The sequence below is a fragment of the Intestinibacillus sp. Marseille-P6563 genome (genome assembly GCF_900604335.1).
Classification (GTDB): Bacteria; Bacillota; Clostridia; order Oscillospirales; family Butyricicoccaceae; genus Butyricicoccus_B.
Map to the genome: position 1 here is coordinate 1 of NZ_UWOD01000001.1, position 23,011 is coordinate 23,011.

At 44.5% G+C, this 23,011-nt stretch carries 18 protein-coding genes and 5 tRNA genes; 6 read left to right on the top strand and 17 right to left on the bottom strand.

Features of this window, described 5'->3' with window-relative positions; translation table 11 throughout:
• Window positions 1–125: 125 nt before the first annotated feature.
• From EFB11_RS00005 to EFB11_RS00055, 11 genes are all read right to left on the bottom strand, one after another.
• On the bottom strand, window positions 126–281 hold the full coding sequence (locus tag EFB11_RS00005) for a hypothetical protein (protein ID WP_164706513.1): 156 nt from the start codon (window positions 279–281) through the stop codon (window positions 126–128).
• Between the two features lie 104 nt (window positions 282–385).
• Window positions 386–459, bottom strand: a tRNA-Cys gene (locus EFB11_RS00010).
• Between the two features lie 3 nt (window positions 460–462).
• A tRNA-Gly gene (locus tag EFB11_RS00015) sits at window positions 463–538 on the bottom strand.
• 6 nt (window positions 539–544) lie between these two features.
• A tRNA-Phe gene (locus EFB11_RS00020) sits at window positions 545–620 on the bottom strand.
• A gap of 5 nt (window positions 621–625) precedes the next feature.
• A tRNA-Asp gene (locus tag EFB11_RS00025) sits at window positions 626–702 on the bottom strand.
• 6 nt (window positions 703–708) lie between these two features.
• Window positions 709–784 (bottom strand) — tRNA-Val (locus EFB11_RS00030).
• 57 nt (window positions 785–841) lie between these two features.
• Window positions 842–1,714 carry an Hsp33 family molecular chaperone HslO gene (gene hslO, locus EFB11_RS00035; protein WP_122788311.1) on the bottom strand — a complete coding sequence of 291 codons (873 nt, stop codon included), beginning with the start codon at window positions 1,712–1,714 and terminating at the stop codon, window positions 842–844.
• A gap of 5 nt (window positions 1,715–1,719) precedes the next feature.
• A complete protein-coding gene (locus EFB11_RS00040) occupies window positions 1,720–2,469 on the bottom strand; it encodes a class I SAM-dependent DNA methyltransferase (protein WP_122788312.1) in 750 nt (249 codons plus the stop codon).
• Window positions 2,469–2,759, bottom strand: coding sequence for a YerC/YecD family TrpR-related protein (locus EFB11_RS00045; RefSeq protein WP_122788313.1), 291 nt, complete (start codon window positions 2,757–2,759; stop codon window positions 2,469–2,471). Before EFB11_RS00045 ends, EFB11_RS00040 begins: the two co-directional genes overlap by 1 nt.
• Window positions 2,760–3,524: 765 nt before the next feature.
• Entirely contained in the window at window positions 3,525–7,904 is a 4,380-nt protein-coding gene (locus EFB11_RS00050) for a hypothetical protein (protein WP_122788314.1), read from the bottom strand.
• A gap of 418 nt (window positions 7,905–8,322) precedes the next feature.
• Complete coding sequence (locus tag EFB11_RS00055) at window positions 8,323–9,537, bottom strand: ATP-binding protein (protein WP_122788315.1); 1,215 nt, start codon at window positions 9,535–9,537, stop codon at window positions 8,323–8,325.
• A 394-nt stretch (window positions 9,538–9,931) separates the two neighbouring features.
• On the opposite strand from EFB11_RS00055, the gene EFB11_RS00060 reads away from it, so the two are divergent.
• The 4 genes from EFB11_RS00060 to EFB11_RS00075 all read left to right on the top strand — a co-directional run bounded on the left by EFB11_RS00060 (window position 9,932) and on the right by EFB11_RS00075 (window position 14,608).
• Window positions 9,932–10,174, top strand: a complete 243-nt coding sequence (locus EFB11_RS00060) for a type II toxin-antitoxin system Phd/YefM family antitoxin (protein ID WP_122788316.1) — start codon at window positions 9,932–9,934, stop codon at window positions 10,172–10,174.
• On the top strand, window positions 10,171–10,548 hold the full coding sequence (locus EFB11_RS00065) for a type II toxin-antitoxin system death-on-curing family toxin (RefSeq protein WP_122788317.1): 378 nt from the start codon (window positions 10,171–10,173) through the stop codon (window positions 10,546–10,548). Before EFB11_RS00060 ends, EFB11_RS00065 begins: the two co-directional genes overlap by 4 nt.
• A gap of 1,243 nt (window positions 10,549–11,791) precedes the next feature.
• Window positions 11,792–12,571: a hypothetical protein gene (locus EFB11_RS00070; RefSeq protein WP_122788318.1), complete on the top strand. Its 780-nt coding sequence runs from the start codon at window positions 11,792–11,794 to the stop codon at window positions 12,569–12,571.
• Between the two features lie 750 nt (window positions 12,572–13,321).
• Entirely contained in the window at window positions 13,322–14,608 is a 1,287-nt protein-coding gene (locus tag EFB11_RS00075; RefSeq protein ID WP_122788319.1) for a hypothetical protein, read from the top strand.
• Window positions 14,609–14,781: 173 nt separating this feature from the next.
• On the opposite strand, the gene EFB11_RS00080 is transcribed toward EFB11_RS00075, so the two are convergent.
• The 5 genes from EFB11_RS00080 to EFB11_RS00100 form a co-directional block, all read right to left on the bottom strand.
• A complete protein-coding gene (locus EFB11_RS00080; RefSeq protein WP_122788320.1) occupies window positions 14,782–15,084 on the bottom strand; it encodes a type II toxin-antitoxin system RelE/ParE family toxin in 303 nt (100 codons plus the stop codon).
• Window positions 15,077–15,340: a type II toxin-antitoxin system prevent-host-death family antitoxin gene (locus EFB11_RS00085; RefSeq protein ID WP_122788321.1), complete on the bottom strand. Its 264-nt coding sequence runs from the start codon at window positions 15,338–15,340 to the stop codon at window positions 15,077–15,079. Before EFB11_RS00085 ends, EFB11_RS00080 begins: the two co-directional genes overlap by 8 nt.
• Before the next feature lie 545 nt (window positions 15,341–15,885).
• Complete coding sequence (gene hcp / locus EFB11_RS00090; protein WP_122788322.1) at window positions 15,886–17,529, bottom strand: hydroxylamine reductase; 1,644 nt, start codon at window positions 17,527–17,529, stop codon at window positions 15,886–15,888.
• A gap of 132 nt (window positions 17,530–17,661) precedes the next feature.
• A complete protein-coding gene (locus tag EFB11_RS00095) occupies window positions 17,662–17,994 on the bottom strand; it encodes a cupin domain-containing protein (RefSeq protein ID WP_122788323.1) in 333 nt (110 codons plus the stop codon).
• Window positions 17,995–18,851: 857 nt separating this feature from the next.
• Window positions 18,852–19,277, bottom strand: coding sequence for a hypothetical protein (locus EFB11_RS00100; protein WP_122788324.1), 426 nt, complete (start codon window positions 19,275–19,277; stop codon window positions 18,852–18,854).
• A gap of 48 nt (window positions 19,278–19,325) precedes the next feature.
• On the opposite strand from EFB11_RS00100, the gene EFB11_RS00105 reads away from it, so the two are divergent.
• Together EFB11_RS00105 and EFB11_RS00110 are read left to right on the top strand one after the other, a co-directional pair.
• The gene (locus EFB11_RS00105; protein WP_243115131.1) at window positions 19,326–20,342 is read left to right on the top strand and encodes a DNA topoisomerase; all 1,017 of its coding nucleotides are present in this window, start codon (window positions 19,326–19,328) and stop codon (window positions 20,340–20,342) included.
• A gap of 181 nt (window positions 20,343–20,523) precedes the next feature.
• Complete coding sequence (locus tag EFB11_RS00110) at window positions 20,524–21,021, top strand: inositol monophosphatase family protein (RefSeq protein ID WP_279220520.1); 498 nt, start codon at window positions 20,524–20,526, stop codon at window positions 21,019–21,021.
• A 406-nt stretch (window positions 21,022–21,427) separates the two neighbouring features.
• Here EFB11_RS00110 and EFB11_RS00115 read toward each other — a convergent pair whose 3' ends face one another.
• Window positions 21,428–23,002, bottom strand: a complete 1,575-nt coding sequence (locus tag EFB11_RS00115; protein ID WP_122788326.1) for a hypothetical protein — start codon at window positions 23,000–23,002, stop codon at window positions 21,428–21,430.
• Between the last annotated feature and the right edge of the window lie 9 nt (window positions 23,003–23,011).

Genomic DNA, 23,011 nt, shown 5'->3' on the forward strand with positions numbered 1-23,011 from the left:
TGTGCCATTTTGTATAGTTTCCTATGCCGCAGATTCGGCCAGCTTGACAGCCCCCTCCGGCTGCTGCCGGCGCAGCCGATCTGCGGCATACAGCCAGCGCTCACGGTAAGTATACAAAATAACCGTTATTGTTCGACTCGCTGGTTGATTTCAGCAACCGACTTGAAATAATCTGAGCGAAAATCCGTGGTTACAGAATACGCATGGCGGTAATCATCCAGCAAAGCTTGCTGCTGCCGGGTGCGTTTGCTCAGTCCAATGGCAAGAATCTCACGAATCATGAAAAAGCCTTTTGCGTCGTTGATCAGACTCAGCGCGATTGGGTGCTTCATTGGTTAGAACAAATAAAAAAGACCATACCCTCTTTGGGTATAGTCTTTTTATTTGGAGGTACCACCCAGAATCGAACTGGGGATCAGGGAGTTGCAGTCCCACGCCTTACCGCTTGGCTATGGTACCATATGGAGCGGATGACGAGGCTCGAACTCGCTACCTCCACCTTGGCAAGGTGGCGCTCTACCAGATGAGCTACATCCGCAAATTTTGGTGCCTCCGGGCGGAATCGAACCACCGACACGGGGATTTTCAGTCCCCTGCTCTACCGACTGAGCTACAGAGGCAAAATTGGCGACCCGGAAGGGACTTGAACCCTCGACCTCTGGCGTGACAGGCCAGCGCTCTAACCGACTGAGCTACCGGGCCAACTCATGGTGGAAGTTACAGGGCTCGAACCTGTGACCCTCTGCTTGTAAGGCAGATGCTCTCCCAGCTGAGCTAAACTTCCATCTCATCAGCGCCGAATATTATTATATAGCATATTCGGCGCTATGTCAACCATTATTTACACTTGATTTAAAATATTTTGAATTTCTTCATTGGAGAACCGATAAACTTTGTCACAGAACTGGCAAGTGATTTCGGTTTCTTTTTCATCCTCCAACAGGCCCGTTAATTCTTTACGTCCCATGCTGATCAGGGCACGGATTACTTTATCTCGACTACAATTGCAGCGATATTCAAAAGAGGATTCTTCCAAAAATTCAACTTCGAATCCATCCAAAATAGTCCGAACAATATCCTGCAAGCTCATACCCTTTTCCAGCATGGTAGTCATTGCACCAGCTTGCTGAATATTTTTCTCTAGCCGGTCAATATCTTCATCTAGGCAACCCGGCATGAGCTGCACCAGATATCCCCCAGCCTGCAATACATGTTGATCTGTGCCAACTAGAACACCCAGTGCACAGGCCGAAGGAATTTGCTCGCTCTCGGCAAAGTAACGGGTCATGTCCTCGGCAATTTCGCCATTGACTAAAACCGTCGTCCCGGTTACAGGATCTTTTAACCCGATATCTTTGATTACCATGACATAACCTTGGCCGATACCAGCACCAACATTTAATTTGCCATCCGGACGCAGGGGCAAATCACATGCAGGATTTTGCAGATACCCACGAACATTGCCTTCTGAATCGGATACGCAAACAACCGACCCAAGGGGACCATTTCCCTTGAATTGAACGGTTACCGACCCATCGTCCACTTTTAATTGGCTGCCCATCATAGAACAAATCGTGAGAACCCGTCCTAGAGCGGCGGTTGCCGTAGGCAAGGTTTTGTGAATCATGCGTGCTCGTTCTATGGTCTCCGTACTGGTGACAGCCGTGATTTGAATCGCTGCATTAGCAGCAATTGCACGAATACGTTTATCCATAAATTTTATTTCCTCTTTCTTGCTGAGATAAAAACTCGATTTTCTCGGTCGAGTGCTTCTTGGTCTAGCGTTGCAATTTGCAATTCGGGATATACCTCGATTTGGGTAAAGCCAATTTCGTCCAGCATTTCTTTTAAACAAGATAAGCTATAATATTTCTCTACATGTTCTTCTTGGTAACGTGACCATTGTTCACCTGAACGAACGAAAATATCAAAATCATAGTGACAAAGGTCACCATTGAAATCAGCCTGCCACACACAAAATACATCTTCGTCTTCCCGGACATAGCACTCCCCGTGCATGGAATCAAACTTGTGTTTTGTATTTACATCAAAAATAAAAATACCGCCGGGCTCTAAAAATAACTCCACACGCCGAAACGCCTCTCGGAGCGTGGAGATATCCGTAATATAGTTGATGCTATCCAAACAGCAGACACAGGCATCTACGGTACCGTACAAGTCCAAGTCTTCCATGCGCTGATTGAGAAAGATTGGCCGGGGCTCTAAATCAATGGTGTGGTCCATGGCTTGCATCAGCATCTCCTCAGATGCATCCACACCAATCATTTCAAAGCCTCTGCAGGCCAGTTCTGCGGACAGGCTACCCGTACCGCAGGCCAAATCCAAAATCAAATGTGGCGAAAGTCCTGCTTGTGCAAAAATCTGCTCAAAGAAATCCGCCCACTGGGAATATCCTACGTCCTCGGTAAAACGATCATAATAAGAAGAAAGAAAGCGATAACTATCCATTATTTCTCCTTCGTACGGTCCAGAACCATACGATATCCATCGGTGCCGTAAATCAGGCACTTGTTCACACGGCTGATAGTGGCTGTGCTGGCTCCAGTTTCACGAACAATATCGCTGTAAATCTGCCCTTGATCCAGCATTTTGGCCACTTGGAAACGCTGTGCCATGGCGCGCAGCTCGGTGATCGTACATAAATCTTCGAAGAAATTATAGCATTCTTCGACAGTATTCAGGGACAGGATGCCAGTAAACAATTCGTCCATATGTCCATCTTTCAATTTGCTATTCATGCTGCCTACCCTCCGCAACTTCATTTATAATTATCGTAACACATTACTGCATGAAAGTAAATAATGCAGCAAAAATTCCAAATGAATATTTTTATGAAGGAAAAAAGACGGACTCATGAAAAGCCCGTCTTTTCGGCTGTCATCCCCCCTTGAAAAACCGACACATTCCGCCAAGCAAAGCTGACACAAGTTAATAATTGGAAATGCACTGATTGCGACCGATTGATGGCGGGATTTGAAAGGTTCTGCTCGTTTCTGCTGCCATGCTTTTACCACCACCGGCGGCGTCGGCAATGTATCCGCTCCTATGATTTCGTTACTTTTCTTCTATACTTCCTGTCACTTTCCGCTAAATCCTTTTATTTTCTTCACTTTTCAGCTACCAACAATCTCCTGATGCACAGGCCACTTCCATTCATTTCCCTCTATCTCTGCTCCGCTCCTCTCCCCCCGCGAAATCCCCCCATAAACGCAAAAAAGACCCAAGGCTTTTTGCCTTGAGTCTCTTTTTTCGTCCAGTTTTATCTGGCAGATTTGGGCTGTTTTTTGCGGGTGGGATACATAGAGATTAAGGCGAATCATTCCCGTGCCTGTATTGTACCATAACGCAGGTAAAAACACAAGAATATTTACTAAGATACTCACAAATGAAAACGATATAATTATTTGATACTAGATGCATATCGCTCCTACACTTTTAGATAAAGAGAGTTTCCTTTTTACATGCTCAAATGTTTCAATTTCTTTCGTATCTGCACACATATCTCATGCTTTTATTTTTATCATATAAATATTCTCTTTTACATTATCTTTATCATATGATAATAGGCCTGTCCATTCACTCCACTTAGATATACTTAAATCTGAATTATGAATTTCTTTATTGCCATTCAAAAGCCATATAAGTTTCATCCCTTTTTTCTCCTGAAATTTATCTAACAAATCTTTTCGAATAACGACGCCTCCCTGAAGTTGAGTCAATGTAGTATCAAATGCTGCTAATTCTCCGTCTTCATCATAATAGAATCCATCATACTCTAATTGTCTTAGGTGAAATGTTTCAATTATTTCTGCGCACGGAACGCTCCAAGATAATGAATCCGATTTAGAAGCATCAAACTCTTCTTCCCATAATAAATTTGCCACGGCATATAATATTCTTCCGATCTCCTTTTCATCTTCTTTCTCTATAATTTTGTTCTTGTATTTAATTTCAGGAATTTGAACCTCATCATTTACGTCTAACGCCTTTTCTCCCGTACAGTTATCGAATACATCCCCTTTATCTTCGTTTTCTACATACTCACTAGAATCTAATACTCTAAGAATGACATCTAAAGAAGATAAGTCTGGTACCTGTACGGTTTCTGTAATAATTTCACCCGTCTTAATAGTAGCATTAATCCATGAGTCTTTTTTTATTGATTCACAACTAGGTGCCCACGGATATTCTCGATTATATAGTGAAGTTATCTGATTAATAAAAGTCAACTCCGTATTTAATAAATCTACTCTCTTATCTACGCCGTGCAAGAATTCCATTTCTTGCTCTGGCGTTACAAAATAAGCAAATAACCAGCTCCAGACTAAAAGTTTCTCATCCCGTATATTCTCGCGTCCCGTAGTCAGATTTTTAGTTAGTGAAACCCATTGCACACCTCGGTCGTCTGTAAGAATCAACGTATCTTTTAGATTGCTAATAAACGCTCCTTTGTCTTCCAACCACTTTCTTTGATTATTCATACTTTGTAGCGCTATACGTTTATTTTCATTCCGGGCTGTAGCGATAAACTTATTTATCTGTTTAAAAATCGGAGCAGCTTCACAACACATAAAATTAGGATTTAATGTCGGATCAAAATCACGAACATAGGGATCCCATGCCCCTGTAAACACAAGCTCTTTATCAGTCCCCCTGCTGAACGGCTCTTTCATTTTATAATGATCAGCAACTCGGGCCAGAATGTTGTACATGGCAATCCATTGATATTTCTTGCCAATGCGTTCAACCTTTATTGTATCATGTCGACTATAATTATATCTTTTCCTATACTGATCGAAGTCACCAAACCACTCTTCTTTATATCCCAGATCATTAATGATAAACGACATAGCATAGTTGAATATCTGCCGATGATCAACCATAAAATAACGCAATGCACTCTGGAAAACATATCTTCCAAAATCACCATACATGCCCATGTTTTCGAATCTCATGGACATGCTAATCGCAAATAATCCGCCCTTAAAATTCATCTTCGTATAATCTTGGTCTACAACAGGAATCGGATCAGATTTATATGGTGGGGCAATCATCGCTCTGTCAATGATTCCACTATAATCAGATTTTTCCCAAAGAAATCTCTCTATTATCAGCCGTGCGTAATCTCGTAGCAAAATATCTGGATACACATTTTTTTGGTCAAAGATCGTTAAATAAACATATTCAGAAAGCGAACAGAACACCTTCATCTGAGCATACCTACGCTTGCAACAAGCTCCAAATACAACTCCATATAAGCGCTGGAATACATATGGATCATTTACATGCTCGAATTTCTTTAATAAAACTTCACATAAATCGAAATTCTCCTTTAATAACTCTATCATAGCTTTAGATGTATAATCCCTAAGCGATCTATCCGAAGATGTAAGAAGCCAGCCAAATAGAGTCAATAAAAGTTCTGTTTGCTTTTTATCTTTTATAGCAATAGAATCGCCTTTGTCATACATTTGAATCAACTGGGTTACTCTGTTGGACTCATCCGAAAAGAGCATATTTATATATGTAGTCCAAATATAGTCTCTTTTATTTAATTCATATCTACTTAAAAAATCATGAAGAAAATTTGCATTTAAGGGATGTTCTGTCTTAACACTATTCCCAATCAATACTTCCCACACATCTTTCGGCTCGGGAGAATACTTGATGATACAATTTAAAAAACTTTGTTTAGCTATACTCTTCATACTTCTCCATCGGAATGATTGAATATATCGACTAATCAAACGAGCTTTTTCATCTACGTTGCGAACTTCATCAATTAAATCGATACATTCTTCTTCATATTTCGTCGCAAAAAGAGCACAAATATTGATAAAAACATCGCTATTTCCTAAATTAGTTATTTTACCATTTCTTATCTGCAACACATCATTAATTACTTTTTTCCGTATTTCATCCTTTGATTCTGATCCATTAACAATTGCTTTTGCGCAGAAGTAATCATTCATCTGGTCATAAGCGAAGTATAGCTCTTCCTTCCCTTTGTATATATAGCTGTGAAGAATATGTTCTCTAACAACCTGCTGAACAAATGGCGGTGCAACAATCCCATACTGTCTCCAGTAGTTCAAGCTAATCAATTCTTCTTTGGATATAAATCGAACACCTTTTTGAGCAAACCACTCAGCCAGTTCATTAACAAATGGAGTTAATAAATCCTCTGTTCCTGAGTATCCTTTAACTCTTAAAGATTTCGCCATAGCTGTTTGTATCTTATCATTTGCATCAGAAATAAGGCGATCATATAGTGTGGGAAGATCAATCTCATCCCCTCTATATGTGCGACAGTATAATGTTAAAAAAAGCGGATTCGTCATCTCATACGCAAAATATTCGGATGGAGTAAATGGAATTCCATAAAAATCAAAAAACTTTTTTGTTGCTTCGATACTATTCCTTTCAAATCCCATATGAGCTATATGGGAAATATCACCATTGCATATTTTATCAATCAAAGATTGATTCATAAGTTGACTTCTATATTCTGTGCGAAATGAGAATGCTAATTTTACATATTTACAGCTTTCAATCTTATCAATCATTTGGGGTAGAGAGTTTTTCCATAAGGCATTGTTCCAAGTTTCATTAAGGGCATCAATAAACACTGGAATTATAGTTCCTTGTTTCTCCCCTATAGCCTCAAAAATATCAATAAAATCGTTAAATGAACAATCCAATTCACAATTTCTAATTATTTGTTCGCAAATTGGTTCATCAGTAAAATACGAACCCGCCAACAGTAAAAGCGCATATCTTCTTTTATCCAGTAGAATAGCGGTTTCATTTGCAAAAGGCTGCGATTTTCCAATTCCAGCTTCTCCGGTTATAGCAAGAATTTTACCAGTAATCATTCGACGCTCAACATCTGAAATTGCTAGAACGTTTGGCAAGTCTAAAAGCGTATGTAGTGATTTTATTTCTCTTTCAATATCAAAATATTTGTTTTTTGCATGTTCTCTTTCCTCTTTTGATATGTCATTTTTTTCAAAAGCAATTGAATGCAATTTAGTCTGTTCTTCTTCAAGCTGAGCCTTCATGACTTGAAATTTTTCTAGTTCCAGCTCGACAGTTTTTTTAATAATATGTTCCCAACCAAAAGAATCCATTATATTGTCGTATTCAATATCCTCAAAACCATCAACAATATTTCTTATTTTTTGAAGATAGTCATAATATTGACTATACTTCCATTTTAATGAATTAATTTTTCCCTTTAAATGCTCTTTCTTTGAATTAATATATTTAATTGCATTTTCATCATGAACGAATAATGACAGTTGAAGTGAGAACTCTGTATCGACATTAAAATCAGTATTAAACCGCTCCCCAAGTGTAGCAAACATATGTCTATTGTGACTCACAACCCATTCATAGGTAATTGAATGGCTCCCAAAATAATAGTTTGCCAAATAAGGATATTTTCTTACTTGATCTAATATAGTATCATCTGTTACCAATTCAACAGAGATATTATTATCTTCTAAAAGTTTTTGGGATCGCTTATAGTTTTCCGCCTCGATAGATAATGGCTTATTACAATACAAAATAACATGATCAACTTTCCCTTTATAATTCTCAACTATTTTTTCAGCGGAATGCAATATCTGGTCATATCCTGGCCGATTATCGAAAAACTTAGCTTGAAAACCAATCCATCTTTGGTTAGTTTCATCAAAAATAGGGTCAGTTTCAAGTCCGGCATTATTGGGATTGCAATGAAGAAATTTTATTTTCTTGTTATGAGAGATATATTCGTTTGCAAATAACTGACGACACAAATCTTCAAATTTATAACGAATGCCACGAGAATCTGTATTTGTTGCAATGAACTGTTCCCAAGTAATTAACCCTACCGGCATATAACATCCCCCTTTTTATAAGTCGCTGTTATTATTTACTAATATATATCAAAAGATTATATTTCTGGAATTATTATATCAAAGTATACAAATGATTTCTATGTTTTCCGTCTACCCATGATAAGTCTATAAAAAAAGAGAATATTATTGTGCTACGCAACACAGGCACTTGCACATTTCGAATATTGCTTCAACTGTGCAATCAAAACCATGTGTTTTCGTTTACACTTTTGGCAGTCCGTATTCGGCATCAATTCTCCCGTGAAACATCCGAAAAGTGTAAGCAAAATGCAAGCAACCCTTTCCTTTTCTCCCCTTCACTTATAGGCATCAGGCACACCCCCAAAACCTGTCCATTTCCCTTCTTCGGTTCAAAATCCCACAGGCATAAATCGTTGTGAACTATCCGACCACTGTATTAGTTCCATTCCTCTTGCAGCAGAAAGTCTCGGATATTCCGATGCTTAATTCCGTTGCGGCTCATATCATATTCGTCCAAGGTGACGACGTATTTGGGATAGTTATCGCGAACACGGTCATAGACGCCAAACTCCCGCTCTATGGTATCTTCCGAGGCCAGCAGGTATGCGACCTGTATATACAGCTTCTGCCCCTGATCCTCACACACAAAGTCGATCTCCTTATCACCCACCTTGCCGATGGTAACGGCATAGCCCCGGCGCAGGAGCTCCATGTAAATAATGTTCTCCAAAACCAGATTGATATCCTTCATGTTACCACCGAACACAGCTTCCCGGATGCCATGATCGGCTACATAGTATTTCTCATTGACAGTGAGAATCTTCTTGCCCTGTAAATCCTGACGCTTCACCTGATAGAATAGAAAGGCTTCGGTGCAAGCCCGGATGTAACCCAACACCGTCTCCGGCGATACGGAACGGCCTTCGCTTTTCAGATACTTGGAAATGGCAGTAGAGGAAAAGGTGGTTCCGATATTGGAGGTGACATAGGCAATGATCCGTTCCAGCATGTCTATATCCCGGATGTTGTTTCGCTTAACAACATCTTTGAGTTCTACAGAGTTGAATAAGTCCCGCAGATATTGACGGCTGGCCGTTTCATCATAGCGCAGGTTGGACAGATATGGCATACCGCCTGTGGTCAGATACTTGCTGAAGCACTGACGAATATCCGCATCCGGGTAGATCGTATGGTACAGCTCGATAAATTCCGCAAAGGAGAATGGATAGATTACAAACTCCACATACCGCCCGGCCAGATAGGTCGCCAACTCACCAGAAAGCAGTTTGGCATTAGAGCCGGTGATATAAATATCACAGTCCAGTTCTACCCGGAAGGAATTGATGCATTTTTCCCATGCATCCACCTCCTGTATCTCATCAAAGAAGAGATAGACCTTGCCTTCAATTTCCGAGGCTCGATGGATGATCTCATCGTGGAGTGCCGTCGCAGTACAGAGATACGCATTACTCATGTTTTCAAAATTGATAGAAATAAACTGGCTGCTGTCTGCGCCGGAGGCGCACAGTTCCTCTTTGATCAGGTCCAGCATGACCGACTTTCCACTTCGCCGGATACCAGTCAGGACTTTTACCAAGTCGCTTCCGATGAAAGGACGGATACGGCTCATATAGGTTTCTCGCTTAATCATAATGCTCTGCCCCTTTCTGGATTGTTTTCATAATATCACGGATATGCCGTATTTTCAATCAACCAAATTAAATTTTAACGGTTATAACTGATAAAATATTTTCTCCGCAAGAAATCGACAGATAAAACGAAAAGTTTTTCATTCGGTTGTGGTATTCGAATACAGCGTTCTCCATTGCAATCAAGCCCCTCGTTATTCTTTCACCGGCTACCGAAGGAATTGTCTAATATCATTTTCTCTCACACTGACACATGATTGTCTGACAGTGTCTTCCACACGCTCTACATGCACCCTGTCTTTAGCCGCCACTCCACCATAAAAATTTACAGAAAATAGGTTGAATTTCTCCTACTTTTAGCTATAATAAAAGTAACGAAAGCAAGGAGGTTTCCCTATGAACATCAACACCAAAAACCTGGTCTCCATTACGGAAGCAAACCAGAATTTTTCTAAAGTTGCCCGCCTTGTTGACGAAAGCGGTGCTGTCGTCATTTTAAAAAATAACGTTCCCCGGTATCTTGTCATGGAATTCAGCGCCGCCGAACAGGAGCAGCTTGCTGCCGATGAGGATGTCATGTCCATTTCAAAACGTCTGATAGAAAAAAACCGTCAGGCCTATGAGGTACTTGCCAAATGATCCGACTATCCAAATCACAGATACTTCTGCTGCATGAACAGCTCATTGCAGCGACCGGCGGCTCTTCCGGCCTGCGTGATGAAGGGATGTTGGACTCTGCACTGAACGCACCTTTCCAGACCTTTGACGGAAAAGATGTCTATCCCGCTCTTCAGCAAAAGGCAGCCCATCTCTGTTTTGGCCTTGTGAAAAACCATCCCTTCATTGATGGAAATAAACGGATTGGCGCTCACGTCATGCTGGTGTTCCTTGCTCTTAACGGTATCGAATTACAGTATTCGCAGACGGAGCTTTCCGATGTTATTCTTCAACTGGCTGCCGGAGAAATAAAATCATCCGATCTACTGCACTGGATACTTGCACATCAGGTTTAAAAGCCATCCCCCAGGGATGGCTTTTTCCATGCCGCCATTTCTCTGCGCAATGAGTAGATCTTGGAAAACTGAAATTTCAGTCTGCAATGACTATACTTCTATTTTTATAGCTAGGCTATGTAGTCGGTCATGATATCCGGAAATCTGTGCTCGGCGAGAACATGAAAGATATCAATCTGGATTGTCGTAAGCAAACCTCCGCAGCGTCTATGGCGGGTCACTTGTTCGAAATGAAGCAACTTGTGCTCAATTTGAGCACAAGTCGGGCGGAGATACAAACAAAAATTTACGCGAATTTAGGCTGTAAAAAAGATGGAAAATCAAAATAATTATTTTTCAGCAATTATTTTTCGATTTATTAGAATTTATTTTCATCAATGCAATTATCTTGTTTTCAGGAAAACATTCCAAAATCCGTACAATATTAAGTCTTTTTCCTGTTTTCCGCTAAATATTGTGCAGAAAATCCACATCTCAAGCGTTCGGAATTTAGCTGCTATACTAGCACCTGTGAAGCACCTTCAGCATACTATTACGAAAAAAATACGCTTATACTAGCACCTATGAAGCACTTCAGACATTTTTTTGCTTGAAAATATTCTCTCATACTTGCGCCTATGAAGCACCTAATCCATACTTTTATCAAAAATTAATTGAAATACCCTCCCATACCAGCACCTGAGAAGCAGTTCATCTTTTTTCGTGGCAGCAATAGTTTGTGCATTTTAACATCGGAACAAATGTTCCTTTATTTTGCTGAAAAGCAGGATATTTGACATTTTTCTCAAACTTATATTGACCTTTAAGTCAATCTGTGGTATAGTATAATTAAGCATTAAGAAGTATTCGGGAAAGCGTATATGCTTTTCTCCTAATTTATTTAATTGAGTAACGCAACGGACGCATTTGCCCTACTGGGTTTGATGCGTCTTTTTTTATTTTGACAGGCCTGTATTGCCTGCTTGCAGCCAAAAGGGGTACAAATATCCGACATTTTTGCCGGATTACAATGGTAACTTACTGGTTCACAGTGTGTTACCGCGTCAGGACGGAGGTGTATTGGCACCCCCGTTTTGTTTTTCTATGTAACCTTTCAGTCTGGCTGCGCGAAGCAGTAAGCGCGTTGTCCGGCTGCCCGCAGACGAAAAAATCTGCAACCGTACACCTTGCTGCTGCCTTAAGCCGTTTCCGATCCAGCTTTTGGCGCCCATCTGATCGGTGAATCTCTTTGAGGAGGAGAAAAATGAACTTGAACACTGTCTGCTGGCTGTCTTCCGCGCTGGATGCTGGCAATGTACTCTCTGCGGCATTGAAGCGGGCACAGTCCAGGCTATCACGCTGTAACCGTTCACTGGAAGACCTGATCCGCAGCAACTCTCCTGCGCTCTCTGACACTGCAGCCAGACAGGTTATTTCCGATCTGATCAGTGAAACTGCCGCGTGCTGCAACGCTTTTCACCGTTTCTACGAGCACATGGGACCCCAGGTTTTCTCTGCTCCGCCTGCGTTGGAACCACTTATGGAGCAGCTCCATAAATCAGTAGATGCGGAACGCCGCCGTCTCGGCATCTCTGCTCAGGTGGATGCCGACGGTGTTCTCCTACTGCGCACGGTCCACCCGATCACACGCTATTCCAGAACCGCTTCCGGCTCTCCTTACGACCAGGAGATCCAGCTGGCTCTGGAACAGGCACATGCGGAGGCATACCACGCCGGTCTGCTCGCAAACAGCTGTCTTCCCAGTCCATGCACGGTATTTTTCTGGCATGTGTACAGCCGCAGCAACCATCAAAGCTGTATCAGCTACCCGGACAACGATAATTTTTTATCGAAGTCCATCATTGACCTCATCTGCGCGGTGTTCGGCCTGCAGGATATCGGCACTGAGCTCGCGCTTTTTCACTCTACTGCGCTGGACGACGATCTTGCCCCGCTTACCTATGTTTTCGTCGTTCCCAATGACTCGGACCTTGCCTCGTTCCTGTCCTTCCCATCGGTCAAAGAGCGTCTGCTGCGTGCTTAATCCGCTGCGAAGCTGGCCTTGCACCGCCCGATTTGCAGTCACAATGCAGTAAAAAGTGGCTGCAAAATCCGGGAATTTCCCAGCCCCGGAGTTTGAAGCCCCACTCTGCGAAGCTCCTGTTCGATTCGCCTCATATACAGACGCTTTTCCGACAAAAACCCGCTGTTTTCAGAACCAAATCCAACACTGGGAAACAGACTGTGCAGAGGACAGCAGCCGCCCTATATGCAAAGACCCATCTTGAACCCCATCAATCTTTGGCGGCTGCTGACGGTTCCGGCCATCATCTCAATCATAAAAAGCTGCGGGGCGGAAGCCGTATTTTAAGTGATAACGCACGGGATCATCTCAATGGATTTAGGCTTTCTGTCCCGCTGCGATGACCCCATCCCTTATCTTCCGGAACCGTATCGGAACAGATCTGCATGATCTGTTTCGATCCATCCTGTGCACGACAGGCGAAGACGGATGCGGATTTAGTATCTACCCCCCTCAGGAGCAACTTGTGCTCTATTTGAGCACATGTGGGACCGACCGCTGCACCCCATATCCCGGAGCACTTGTGCTCTATTTGAGCACATGTGGTCCTGACCGCTGCACCTCACATCCCGGAGCACATGTGCTCTATTTGAGCACATGTGGGACTGCAAGCATCACAATCCACCCCATGCAATCCATCAAGCAATTTACGTCTGTGGGTTTAAGATCTATGCCACCGCAGACGCCGAACAATTTCAGGAGGTCTTTACCTTGATTCCCAGTAACCTGACTACCCAGCAAACGATTATCCTCGCCTCTCTTCCGAGCGGTATCCTGACTGCAACCGCAGCACAAAATGCCTTGCCACATCTGAGCGGGCAATCGGTCCGGGCTGCCATGAAAAAGCTCGTCGACCAGCACTATCTGGTTTCGTGCAGCTGTACGGTCAAGGATCGCAAGTCGGAAAAGCACACGGTATCCTACTATAAGCTGACCGGGAAGGCAGTGTTGGATTTCTTCCCATCGCTGTTCCTACAGTCCGATCTTGCCCTTGAATACCTGAATCTGTATCCACTCGGTCCGGGCAAGATAGGTCCGTTGACACCTTATGTGCGCGACTCGTATACAATCAATCGTCTGTGCCGCATCATCGAGTGTGAACAGTTCTGCTCGGCAGCCGGTGTGCGCACCCTGATAGACCCGCGCGATATTGACCTGCCTGCTGTATTTGGCCATTCTGAAAAGTCTCCGGTCTGCCGCACACAGCTGATCGGGCTGGATCTGAACGAAGCCGCTTGCGGGCTGTACAGGGAGGGAGTTTTCTTCCCGAGCATCGGATCAAAATATGATCAGATCTCAGACTTTTGCTTTTACAGATCTGTTGAGATCTCCCGTCTGGAGAATCCATCCAAGGATCCTGCAACGATCCTCTCCCCTGCCGTTGGTGTCCTGTCAAGCCGCAACCGTGCGCTGGCAGTTTATTGCACGCCCAGGCACGGTGGTATGAGCTGGATCGAGCGTTCTGAAAAAAATTTCGCGAAAGGTGCAGAGCTATTTGCACGCCACACGAAGGGCGCAACATTCGGATATGATTTCCGGGTCAATGAAGCCATCCTGTTCTACCGCAATGATCGTGAACTGATGAACTTCCTGCAGGGCAAGCGGCTGGGCAGTGCATTGGATTACAAGGTGCTGGGACGGCCATATCAGCGACTTTATGCAATTCCGTTCACACGCGACGGCCTAAATATTTTGCGCCAGCTCCTGCTTGATCCTGATTTTGCGCACAAGGAGATCATTCGCGCCGCGGCACCTGTGGGCCCATCTGCGACCGTCTACAGTAATTTGGATTCCATCACCCCGCTGTGCATTCTCGGACATGACACGTTTTGCGCCCTGCCGCTCAATGTCACCCTGCTGGCTGCTGTGCTGGATGCATCTGCCAACGGTTCGGAGCTGCCCTGGTTCCTTGGCTATCCGATGTACGGCAACGTGCTCCGGAAGCTGTTTCCCGAGAGCAGCGTGACGGAGGCACCGATGCCGGTGGATAGGAGGTAATTGTCAAATCTCCGAGCCTAAGCAACAACGCCAGTATCCTGCTCGCTGTTTGAGAGCTGGATAGCGATATTTGTATTCAGAAATTTTACATGTATTACACGCGAGGAATGGGGTCAGAATGCAAAAAGTAGCCTGTTTTCACAGACTGCTTTCCGCGCAATCCATTATTCAGTTCAAAATTCACTTGGGGAATAGCGGACCGTCACCACGATCACGGTTTTCTTTGCTTCATCAATCCGAAAAACAGCGGTGTAATTCTCCACAAAGAGCTGCCGGTATCCCCGGTTGGCATAAGCCCCTCGTTTCCATGCTGAGCAGTAGTAGGGCACCGTCTCCAATGACAAGATGACATCCTCGATCCAGTCCACCAGATTAAGGGCCGTTCCCGGCTCCAGTAGTGTGTGGGCGATGTAATAATAGATGCCGTCCAGATCCCGCAGCGCCCGGCTCATCAGTTTGACGCTGTATTTATCCAAAATGCTTCCTCCTTAAAGAAGCCAGCGCCTCTCTTGCGTCATGGAGCTGTCCATCCCGTTCAAACTCGGTCTCTGCTTCTGAAATCGCTGTGTCCATCGCTGCATTTTCCAACATCGCCTCATAAGTTTCGATACTCATCACCACCAGATCGCCATACCCGTTCTTCGTGATGAATACCGGCTCCCGGCGTGCATGGCAGATGTCCGAAATCTCATTGGTGTTGCGAAGGTCTGTAATCGGTCTGATCTGCGGCATATCGCCACCCCCCCTTTGCACATTATTATATCATAATTATGTGCAACTATACAGAGGACAGGCAAAAAGGCCAAAAAGGCAAAAAGTTTACAAAGATTTTTTTGTGGACGCCGCCTGCTCCGTCACGCCCCGGTAACAGGGCAGGATGCATCCCTCCCCGTAGCGTTTGCAGCCGTGGCAGGGGGTGGCCTTTAGCCGGACGGAACAGGTCAGCTTCCCCGCTCCTAGTGGGGCTCCATCATCACGCGCTAAAATCTGTAAAAGATTCTTGCGAAGCTAATGATTGATCGTTGCAATACTTTGAAAGCCTTTGATCGTAACACGATGTTCGGGTCCGGTGAAAACGACCACTCGAGGCTGAGGATTATCCAGGAGAATCTCAATGGACGCATACGGTATAAATCGAGATTCCTATTTTCTGTTTATCGTTTTTTCCTTTGTATGGTATCCCCCCCCCCCCAAAAAATATCAGCACCTATGTCAAACATTTTCCGACATAGGTGCTGTTCTTACATCTGACGATATGATTGCAGTTATTCACTTTCTCAACTTTGATCCGCACCAAAGAACAGATTCATATCATCTTCCACGGTGCCAATTCCCGCAATACCAAAGTTTTCTACCAAAACCTTTGCCACATTGGGGCTGAGGAATGCCGGGAGAGTGGGGCCGAGATGGATATTCTTCACGCCAAGATACAGAAGCGCCAGCAGGACGATGACTGCCTTCTGCTCATACCATGCGATATTGTAGACGATGGGCAGGTCGTTGATATCGTCAAGGCCGAAAACTTCCTTAAGCTTCAATGCGATAACGGCCAGAGAATACGAGTCGTTGCACTGTCCGGCATCCAGAACCCTGGGAATGCCGTTGATATCGCCCAAATCCAGCTTGTTGTACTTGTATTTCGCGCACCCGGCTGTCAGGATCACGGCATCCTTCGGCAGCGCCTTGGCAAATTCGGTATAGTATTCCCGGCTCTTGGCACGGCCATCACAGCCCGCCATCACAACGAACTTTTTGATCGCGCCACTTTTTACCGCCGCAACGACCTGATCCGCCAGAGCCAAGACCTGAGCGTGTGCAAATCCGCCGATGATTTCTCCCGTTTCAATCTCGGTGGGCGCAGAACATCTTTTTGCGTGTTCAATGATGGCGGAGAAATCTTTCTGCTCCCCGATTTCTCCCGGGATATGGGTACAGCCCGGATACCCAGCCGCGCCGGTGGTATAGAGTCTGTCCTTGTAGCTGTCCCCGGGCGGCACGATGCAGTTGGTCGTTATCAGGATGGGGCCGTTGAAGGATTCAAATTCCTCCTTCTGCTTCCACCACGCATTGCCGTAGTTGCCGATAAAGTTGGGATATTTTTTGAATGCCGGGTAATAGTGGGCGGGGAGCATCTCGGAATGGGTATAAACATCCACGCCGGTTCCCTGCGTCTGTTCCAGCAGCATTTCCAAATCCCGCAGGTCGTGGCCGGATACCAGAATACCGGGCTTTTTCCCAACGCCAATGTTCACCTTTGTGATCTCAGGATTTCCATAAGCTTCCGTATTGGCCTTGTCCAGCAGAGCCATGCCAGAGACACCGTGTTTTCCGGTTTCCATCGTCAGGGCAATCAAGTCCTCTACACTGAGATTGTCATCCAGCGTAGCTGCCAATGCCCGCTGAAGGAACGCGTCGACCTCGTCGTCATCCTTCAGCAATGCATTCGCATGTTTTGAGTAAGCGGACAGACCTTTCAGGCCGTAGGTGATCAGCTCCCGCAAAGAACGGATATCCTCGTCTTTGGTAGAGAGCACGCCAACTGTTCGCGCCTCTTCCTCCCAGTCACTGGAGCCATCCCATTTTGCAGCTTCAGGCAAGGCGGAGAGATTTGTCACCTGATTCAGCAATACTTCTTTTTCCGTCAGTGTAGCGCGAATTCTTGCTTCAATGCTCTCTTTGTCAAAATTTGCATTGGTGATAGTCGTAAACAGGTTCAAAGTAATCAGATGATTGATCTCTGTGGGTACCTGTTTGCCTTCCTGGCGCAGTGCAGTTGTAACCGCCGAAATTCCTTTCGTGACATAGACCAGCAGGTCCTGCATGGCCGCCACATCGGGCTTCTTTCCGCATACGCCGGACATTGTGCAGCCCTTGCACCCTGCAGTTTCCTGACACTGATAGCAAAACATTTTTTGTTCCATAACACTAGATCTCCTTGTACGGTTATTAAAATTTCAAATGACTTGGTTTGTCTCAATTTAGAAAGCCTTGTTCACCCATTTCAAGCTTTTGGTACGCTTTGGGGCCGGATGCTTGCTGCGCGGCTCATTTGTTCAAAATACAACAATCAAAAGCATCTTAAATGCTTCCTGCCCATATACCGCATGAGGGTGTCCGGCTGGCATGACGATAGATTCCCCTTCGTGCAGCAGGTATTCCGTGCCGTCAATGGTTATTTTACCAGCACCATCCAGACAGGTAACAAAAGCATCTCCACCCGATTCATGGGTGCTGATCTCCTCGCCCTTTGCAAAGGAGAACAGCGTGATACTCACCGCAGGGTTTTGCGCCAGCGTTTTGCTGACAACCTGCCCCTCCTGATAGGATATCTGCTCTTTCAGCACCAAGATCTCTGATTTCGCAATGTTTTTTATTTTCATACTCATAGCAATCGCCTCCAATACAGTTTGGGTTTTGCTGTCAGATATGTTTCACAGGCGGAAAAAAACCGAACGAGCGCTTATTCCGAAATCTTCCATCAATTGAGAGGGGTGTCAATTATCATGGGATAAAATTCATGCTCATTTGCAACGCTTTTGAAGCGTTACCTTCCACTCCACTGCAGCGAAGGACTTTCATCCGCACAATGGTCATGTTCTGGATATTTTCAGTGAAACAGTCTGCATTAGTTTTTCAGTTTAAATCCATCCTCCTCTAATGTTTGTGAATTTAGTATATGATAAAAGAAATTGAAAGTCCGTTGTTATAACAACGAAACTATTTTTTATAATAACACCTGTATGCCTCCAGAGCATCCAATCAAATATGCTGTATAATATTGAGCAATAATCCCCAAGCACAAGTTTTAAATATTTCTTCTGTTTTTTACGTCACCTTGGAGTATCTCTTTAAGTGGATTTTACCTGTCAAAATCCTTCATCGTGGGTACCTATTGCAAAAATCGGCTACAGCGAACCACTTGCACGGAGTTAGAGAGCTTCGTATTTCCGAATCGTCTCTGCCCACTTTTGTAGATGTGCCTCGTACTTTGATTCAGCTGGCGTCATGTTTTCTGCCTGTCTAGTCCTAATGGATTTTAACAGATACTCTTGATCTGTCGCTGAGACATGAATTAATAGAAGTAAAATTCCCGCCCTTGTGTTGGTAGCACTAGGACGGGAAACAGTTACCTTAAATATTTCAAATATGAATATACTTATCTGCTAATGCAAAGTACCCTACTAACACCGGTTCACGTTTATATGAGGCATAAACAAGATGTGTCTGAGCCCAGCCATGATATTTAATCTGCCATCTGAACAAATTCTTTAAGTCTCCTGTAAAACGTGGATCTTGACGCAATCCCCACACGACTCATGGCTTCCTGCTCCGTGATTTTATGGCCGCGAAACTCCTCGGCAACTTGGCGAAATAAATTTTCATCTATAATGGTGCCTATTCGAGTAAGGTCGATACGAGGAACTATTCGCTGTAAAGCTTCGTTGCAGGCTTCGAATTGTAAACTCGTAATGACCTCGAAGTAGGAACTCTTGCGATTTTTCACTTTGATGTGTGACGTGGGGAATTTATAAATCCTTTGATTGATTTCTTCTTCATATGATACACCACACCGATATTCGGGATTGGCAGCTGAACTGATTCGGCTCCGCTTGAAAATGAATATCACGAGTATCATATAAAGTAACAGGCAGGTATCGCCCAGCAACACCTGCCTACACCACCGCCCCGCTATACGATTGCAACGCTTGAAGAGGATATGTCCCGTATTGCAAAATATGTTGTTGACCCAGAGGCCAAGAAACTGCTAATCGAAAAGGACAGGGAACGCACAGGCGAAAATGGCTCTATCGGCACAACCGCTACCCGTGAAAGCATCATCCGTACGCTGATCAAGAACGATTTTCTGCGCGAAGATGGCAAGAAACTGATTTCCACACCAAAGGGACGCGCCCTCTATAATGCCATGCCCGACGAGTTCCGGCTTGCAGATACCACCGCCAAATGGTGGGCCGTGCAGGAAGATATCAAGGAAGGCCGGGCAAAGCCTGACGATCTGATCCTCTCAGTATTCGAGTCTGTGAAACGCTTTCTGTCCGCCCCCATTCCCAAGGTTACTTACGAAGGACAGAACGCAGCTACACATACGCCTGTGGGAGTATGTCCAGTTTGCGGCGGGACAGTGGTGACAATCGCAAAAGGGTTTGTTTGTCAGAATTATAAGAAAGAAGAGGATGCCTGCCACTGCTACCTCCCTGCAAACAACCCGAAATTCCTGCCCCTTTCCAAACACACGATCACTGAGAAGGAAGCAAAAGCGCTGTTTTCCGGGCAAAGCATTATCGTGAAGAAGGCGCCACGGAAAGACGGGAAAGGCACGTATAACGCGCAGCTCCAGCTTGATGTTGACCAGCCTACACGCCGTCTCAAGTGGAAATTAAGCATTGCCCAGAAGGAAACACTTGGTGCATGCCCTGTTTGTGGCGGCAAGGTCATTGAGGGGCGTACCGGTTACGGCTGCATGAATTACAAGGCGGATCCACCCTGCAAGTTCTATGTCCCCCGAGTGAACACGAAGTTCTCGCCACTGCAAAACCACCGAGTCACGGCAGCAGAAATGAAGAAACTGCTCGCTGGAAAGCCGATTACGGTGAAGAATATTCCGAAAAAGAATGGTGCTGGCACATATGACGCCAAACTCACATTAAGATGGGATGGCAAATACCCGGCATGGGATATGAGTTTCCTGCCAAGTAAAAAAGCGGCCTCGAAATGAGGCTGCTTTTTTAGCAAAAATCCGATTGTCGGCGGATATTTTATCCGACGATTGGCGAGCAATTATATCCCGCCTGCTGGAGGTAGAACTCGCTCTCCGCCATTCTTTGGACACAGCCGTATATTCCAAAACGATCAAGCAAAGAGGAGATTGTATGACGACACCCGTACGCACATGAAATTTGATAAACGATTATCAGCATAGTGCTGTATCTTTGGCGCTCTGCCAACAAGAAGAAATTACTATGGGAATTGTATACGACCCTTTTCATGAAGAAATGTTTACAGCAATTAAAGGAAAGGGAGCTTTCTTGAATGGACACCCCATACACGTATCTAACTCAGAAAAACTATCCGACACAATAATTGGAGTGGGAACATCCAAAAGAGAACTGGCTGACGAAAACTTTGCTCGCTTCCGCAGGGTATTTGGCCCATGTCAAGATGTTCGTAGGATTGGTTCTGGCGCACTGGAACTGGCATATACCGCTTGCGGCAGGCAAGGAGGATATTTCGAGATATACTTAAATCCATGGGATTATGCCGCTGGTATGCTTTTAGTTCAAGAAGCAGGTGGAAAAGCAACTGATTTTATGGGAAAAACTCTTGAGCCGAAAAAAGGCAGCAGTGTGGTAGCGACAAATGGACACATTCATATAGAACTATTAGAACTTTTGTAAAATTATATTATCAATTCTGAGAGCAATCGCACAAATCGGTTGCTCTTTTTTGCTTCGAAAGGAAAATTTTTTACAACATACTTTAATCATCGCAGAATTGTCCCAACGAGCTGCTGGAAGCCAGGGCGAAGAAATTCCTACAGCGACTGACTCACAGCTTGCAAAGCAATTCGGGCAGCCGGAAGCCCCAAAGAAGAAGATCACGCGACACATGAAGAAATCTCAGAAATGCCGAAAGTAGACCCGCACGGAATACTACTGACCACTGCAACCTATTACACTCGCCTATCGAGTGGTTTTAGGCGACAAATAATCCGCTGGGTATATCTCGCCCAGCGGATCTTGAAAATTATCGAATTTTTATCTTTCGAGCCGTAAGATCCCGTACTTTAGTGCGGGGAGCGCGTCACGAGAGCCATTCATTGGTTGCTAATGAACTACCCAGCACAGAATTGCGTTCTGTAGCAGAGATAGTTAGTTCTCCTTCTTCAGAAACTGAAACGCCTGCCCCATATCGGAAATGGACGCCCATAACACCCACAGCCCCGCCTGTGCTTACAAGATGGTGTGAACTCAATTCCTGGCTAATACTCCAAGTGTCCGTATCCAGTTCATATAGATATGCATAGTCCGCATAAGAGGCGCCCTCTGTAGTTGACCAAAGGCCAATCATATAAATGCGATTTGTGCTGGATTCCGTGACAAGTCCAAACCCCTGAAAGTCCTTATCGAGCGCAAAACTGCCAACTTGTTGAAATACCGCTGACTCAATGCCACCTTCGGCAGGTGCTTGATAAACATGGTAAACACTATTGGCACCGTCCAAATGGGCAGCCACTAAGACATAATATATATCGCCATGCTCGTTTTCATAGGAGGTAATCCCCAAAGCACCTACTTTATGGTTTACTTGCAGATCAAAGGACTCTACACGTCGGAGTTCGCCGACGGCCAAGGCACGAAGGTCGTACATGGCAATAGTTGCGCTCGTCTCTTGCTCGTTCGGAACTATCAAGTAGTCGCCAATGATCTGAATACCGCCAGGGTGTTGCCAATTTTTCAAGTAGGTCTTGTAGCCTAATTTCTCATTGTCATCTTTCGGGCCGATTACAATGTGACCATAATCTGCTGTTCCAACGCTATGTGTTAAAATCACATAGGATTCCTGATCTGTTGTCTCATATTGGGCATAGCCCTGAATATGGTTCACAATTGGATCATAGCTTCCAGGAAATCCGCTAAGATTCACTTGGGTTCCCTGAATTGGGAGAGACGCAAAGGAATCTTGCACATTTGATAGCATCTGGGCATATTGTCGTGAGTCCTCCACAGCTGCAATTGCACAGAGGGTTACCTCATTCACATCATTTCCGCCACGTTGGAATGATGCAAATACTGTATTTCCGTGTGCGTCATTGCCGATAACAAGCATCCGCTCAGGGCCATCGCTGTCTAAGGTATGCTGACCTTTCAATTGTCCGAACCACCAGTTGTTGCTGAACAAGGTACTGCCCTGCGCAAAAACAACATCTGGAAACGTCACAGATAATCCGCCAGGATATTCAGTAGTTGAAACCTCAAGGACGAGATCTCCCATAAATGCAAAGTTGAGTTCTCCCGCTGTATGGTCGAAAGTCGTCCGGTCGCCATTTAAGCTATCATCGTTATATCCGGAAAATCGTTGATTAAACCAGTCCGCGACCTCTTCGGAACCGCTGCGACCAACTTGAAAATGGAATTCATTGCCTTCCAATGCGACTGTCTTCCCAATATAGTTTTTTTGATCTGGGTCTTGGCCGGGGGTAATGCAGAAATCTGAAATTTGAAAAGTTCCCCCTAGGATCTTATTGCCAGAGGTTGCGGATAAAACAACCGCATTATCACGGTATGTCATATTAAGCGCGTCATCGGCTGCAAAGGCGCTTTGTCCAGATAACACAATCATGCATATGCTACAAATAAGCCATTTTAATGATCTCAACTGCGTGCA